4 protein-coding genes and 1 pseudogene are annotated in these 4,112 nt (G+C 76.6%); 3 read left to right on the forward strand and 2 right to left on the reverse strand.

What is annotated here, in order from left to right; translation table 11 throughout:
- Positions 1-311 precede the first annotated feature (311 nt).
- Positions 312-1,070 (reverse strand): maleylpyruvate isomerase family mycothiol-dependent enzyme, encoded by a 759-nt coding sequence (locus ACFUEL_RS36335; RefSeq protein WP_380241959.1) that lies wholly within the window; start codon positions 1,068-1,070, stop codon positions 312-314.
- A gap of 94 nt (positions 1,071-1,164) precedes the next feature.
- On the opposite strand from ACFUEL_RS36335, the pseudogene ACFUEL_RS36340 reads away from it, so the two are divergent.
- Positions 1,165-1,542 (forward strand): annotated as a pseudogene (locus ACFUEL_RS36340) (transposase); the annotation flags it as partial.
- Positions 1,543-1,641: 99 nt separating this feature from the next.
- The gene (locus ACFUEL_RS36345; protein WP_380241961.1) at positions 1,642-2,394 is read left to right on the forward strand and encodes an HAD family hydrolase; all 753 of its coding nucleotides are present in this window, start codon (positions 1,642-1,644) and stop codon (positions 2,392-2,394) included.
- Between the two features lie 206 nt (positions 2,395-2,600).
- Here ACFUEL_RS36345 and ACFUEL_RS36350 read toward each other — a convergent pair whose 3' ends face one another.
- Positions 2,601-3,098 (reverse strand): hypothetical protein, encoded by a 498-nt coding sequence (locus ACFUEL_RS36350; RefSeq protein ID WP_380241963.1) that lies wholly within the window; start codon positions 3,096-3,098, stop codon positions 2,601-2,603.
- A gap of 448 nt (positions 3,099-3,546) precedes the next feature.
- Here ACFUEL_RS36350 and ACFUEL_RS36355 point away from each other — a divergent pair.
- The coding region (locus ACFUEL_RS36355) for an inositol monophosphatase family protein (RefSeq protein WP_380241964.1) at positions 3,547-4,112 on the forward strand (566 nt) is incomplete at its 3' end.

A 4,112-nucleotide genomic window follows, 5' to 3' on the forward strand; every position in this document is an offset into this window, starting at 1 on the left:
TCTTCTCTCTCTCTACTCCCTGGCTTCCGGTTGTGGGGGGGGGGGGGGGGGGGGGGGGGGGGGGGGCGCGGGGGGGGGGGGGGGGGGGGGGGGGGGGGGGGTCCGGGGGGGGGGCCGGGGCCGACCGGCCGTCGCGGCGCGGGTGGGCGCCGGTGGCGTCGGTCCAGTACGTCTCGTCGGGGTACGGGTCGGTGGTGACCGCGGCGGCCGTCCGGCCGTGCTCGCGCGGGGCGACGTGGACGGCCGCGGCAAGGTCGAGCGCCCGCGCGGCGGGTCCACCGGCGGGCGGCGCCCTGTCGGGGCGGGCCGGGTCAGGCGTCCCGGTCCCAGTCGTGGAGCTGGTGGAAGAGAACGGCGTCGCCCTCGGGGCGGAGGTCGTCGATCGGGGTGCGGCCGTGGAGGACCGCGAGCAGCTCGGCGGCGGTGCCGCGGAGGGTGGCGTCCGGGGCGGCGGCGGGAGCGGTGCGGGTGATCCGGGCGCCGGCCGGGGAGAGGACGAGGTACCAGTCGGGGCCCTCGGCGGTCCGGAAGGCGAGGGTGGCGGGGGTGTGCGGCCAGGGGACGGTGGTGGCGCAGCAGGTGCGGAGGAACCACTCGATGCCGTCCAGCGCGGCCTCGGCCGGGACGGTGGCGGGCAGGCCGGCCGCGAGCTGGGCGTCGTAGGTGTGCACCGCCGTCTCGCCGAGGCGCTGGCGGGCGGCGGCCGTGGTGTCCCGCGGCGCCTGGGCTGGCTCCCACCAGGCCCAGCAGGGGACGTCCGGGCCGACCGTGCGGAGAGCGCCGAGGAGCCGCTCGGTGGCGGACGTGAACCAGGCGATCAGGGCTTCGCGCTCGGCCGGCGCGGCCTCGGTGGGCCGGGGCGGACGCGTCTCGGTCGGGCCCGCGACGACGGCACCCGCCCAGAAGAGCTGCCCCCAGCCGAGGTGCTGGGCCAGCCCGTGCAGCGTCCAGTCGGGGCAGGTCGGGACCTTGGCGCTGAGGTCGGGGGCGGCGGCGAGTGCGTCGCGGAAGGCCGCGGAGCGGTCTTCGAGCAGGCTCAGCAGGGCCGGGAAGTCAAGATCGGTGGACACGGCTGACTGTCTATCACCGACTTTCCGGCGGGTGGAAGCGAATATCCGGCGACCGGGAACCCGGGAGGGGGGCCGGGCGAACGGGGGGTCGGCCATGTCCGTTCGGCCGTCGGCTCGTTGGGGGTGTGTGGGGAAGAGAGCGCCGTGGTTGGTGTCGGACGACTTGTGGGAGCGGATCGAGCCGCTGCTGCCGGTGCGGCGGCAGGGGCTCGGGCGGCCGTCGGCGAAGGACCGCGGGTGCCTGCAGGGGATCCTGTTCGTGCTGCACACCGGGATCCAGTGGGAGTGGCTGCCGCAGGAGTTGGGGTTCGGGTCGGGCATGACGTGCTGGCGGCGGCTGCGGGACTGGCAGGAGGCCGGGGTCTGGGACCGGTTGCAGCGGGTGCTGCTGGACGAGTCGTACCGGGCGGGCGAGTTGGACTGGTCCCGGACGGTGATCGACGACTCGCGGCAGCGGAGCCGGGGCGGTCGCTGACCCGCCGGGTGCCCGGCCGGGTGTTTCGGAGGTGCCGCGCGGGTCGGACCGTCCCCGGGTGCCGTCCGGTGACGGTGTCGCGGGATGATCCGGCACATGGTTGATGTGATCTTCTTCGATCTGGACGGCACCCTGGTCGATCACCGCACGGCGGTCTTCGCGGCGATCGGCCGGATCGTCCGGGAGTCGCCCGGCGCGACGGCGGGGCCGGAGGAACTGGCGCAGGCGTGGTGGGAGTTGGAGGCTCGCCACATGGGAGAGTACCTGGGCGGTACGTGCTCATTCGCCGAGCACCACCGGCGCCGCGCCGCGTCCTTCCTGCCGCTGCTGGGCGAGCCCGTCCCCGGGGGCCCGGCGCCGCTGGACGCCTGGATCGCCGAGCGCTACCTCCCGGTGCTGGAGGACTCCTGGCGCTGCTACCCCGACGTCCTGCCCGGCCTGGACGCCCTCGACCGGCTGCCGCGCCCGCCCCGGAAGGTCGTCCTCACCAACGGCGACCCCGGGCAGCAGCGCGCCAAGCTGGCCCGCTTCGGCCTGCTGGAGCGCTTCGAGGCCGTCCTGACCCCGACCGAACTGGGAGCCGCCAAGCCCGCCTCGTACGCCGCCGCCTGCCGGTGGGCGGGGACCGCTCCCGAGCGGGCGGCCAACGTCGGTGACGTGCTGTCCGGCGACGTCACCGCGGCCGGGGCGGCCGGGCTGACCGGCGTCTGGCTGGACCGCGGCGTCGACTTCGTCACCGGCGCCCCGTCCCCGGTGGCGGAGGCGTCGGTGCTCCGGATCGAGGCGCTGACCGGCCTGGCCGAACTGGCCGAACTGGCCGGGCCCGGTGGGCCGTTGGCGCGTCCTTGATCCGGCCGGGCCGCGCGTGTCCGCGCCGGCGGGTTCCGGCCCCGCCGGCCCCGGTCCGGCCCCGGTCCGATTCCGTCCGGTTCCGTCCGGCTCCCCCGCGGGCCGTTCGGACGGCGGTCCGGGGCGGTCTCGACCGGGTGGAGCAGGCCACGCCCCCCGGGCGGGCGCCACGCCGTACGGGCAGCGGTCGGCGCCTCGGCGGGCGGTCAGAGCTGGTCGGCGATCCGTCCGCCGAGCTGTTCGAGGAACTCCCGCAGGCTCGCTGCGGCGACGGTGAAGTCGGCGGACCAGGAAGCCGCGGCGGACTTCCAGATCCGCCCGCTGCCGCCGATCGCGAACAGGCGGCCGCCGCCGTCGCTGGCGAACACCGGTGCGATCCGCTCGCCGTCGACCGGTGCGAGACCGTACTCGCGGAAGTGTGCCGCCACCGTCGCGGGCGAGTGGACGAAGTACCCGCTGTCGACGTCGGGCAGGGAAACCTCGGCGATCACCCGGTGGAGCGTGGCCAGGTCGGCGGGGATCGGTGTCAGCTCCGCGAGCGCGCTCGCCGCCCGGTGGCCGTCGGCGGTCGCGAGCGCCACGGCGTTGTCGCCGGGCGGGAAGCCGTGCGTCGGGAGGAACGACCGCATCAGCGCCGCCAGCGCCGCGTCGGCCTGCTCGCACCAGGACCGGACCCACTCCGGCTCCAGCCGCTCACCTGCCACGCCTCCCCCTCGCCTGCGCGTGCGCCCCGCCGGCACGGGCCCGGAAGAACATAGCGGAACGCGGCGGCGGCCCTCCGGCCCGGAGGGCCGTCGGACGGGTTCCCGCCGACTGCCCGGAAGCGACACCGGAAACGGCTCCGGGCAAGGTCGGTGACGACCGGTCGGGCCGACGCGGGAAGCGGTCCGGCACCACGGTTCAGCCGCAGCCGCCCCGCGCCGGCTCCCCCACAGGCTCCTCGGCTCCCGATCGGGGCGCCCGGTTGCACTACAGTCCGGTGTGCGCCCGCCGCGCGAGCGGGCGCCACCGTCGATCGGGGGGAGCCGGGTCCGGATGAACGACAACGTGCACGGCGGGGCGGAACCACCGCGGCCTGCCGTGGAACCCGCGGGCACCGCTGTTCCGGTACGCACTCCCGACGCCGGCAGCCGGGCGGGCCGGTGGGCGTCCGTGACGTCGAGCGATGCCGAGGTCGCGATCGCGGCCGCCCTCGCCGGGGCCGAGATCGTCCGGCGCGACTACGGCGCCGAGCACGAGCGCACCATGAAGTCGGCGACCGACTTCGCGACGCGGACGGACCTCGACGCGGAGGAGGCCATCCTCGACGTCCTCTCCCGGGCCCGCCCGCTCGACGCCCTGCGCGGCGAGGAGAAGGGCGACGCGGGCTCCGCGACCGCTCCTCGTCGATGGCTGGTGGACCCGCTGTGCGGCACCCTCAACTTCGCGGCCACGACGCCGCTCGTGGCCGTCAACGTCGCCCTGTCCGAGGCCGGCGCGGTCACGGCCGCCGCGGTCGCCGACCCGATCGCCGACGAGCTCTTCTGGACCGACGGCGAGCACGCCTTCTTCGGCGGCTCCTCCCGACCGCGGTCGGCCTCCCCAGCAATCCCCTCGGCCGTCTCGGGGCTGGTCGACGTCAACTGCGACGGGCCCACGGACCGCGCGTTCGTCGGCGGCGGGCTCGTCGCCGACCCCCGGCTGCGCCGGTCGTTCGGCCCGCGCGTCCTGTCCTCCAC

The sequence above is a fragment of the Kitasatospora sp. NPDC057198 genome, from assembly GCF_042670125.1.
GTDB lineage: Bacteria > Actinomycetota > Actinomycetes > Streptomycetales > Streptomycetaceae > Kitasatospora.

What these genes read in the sequence shown, in the direction of transcription:
- ACFUEL_RS36345 (WP_380241961.1), top strand. Translation starts at nt 1,642, where the DNA reads ATGGTTGATGTGATCTTCTTCGATCTGGACGGCACCCTGGTCGATCAC.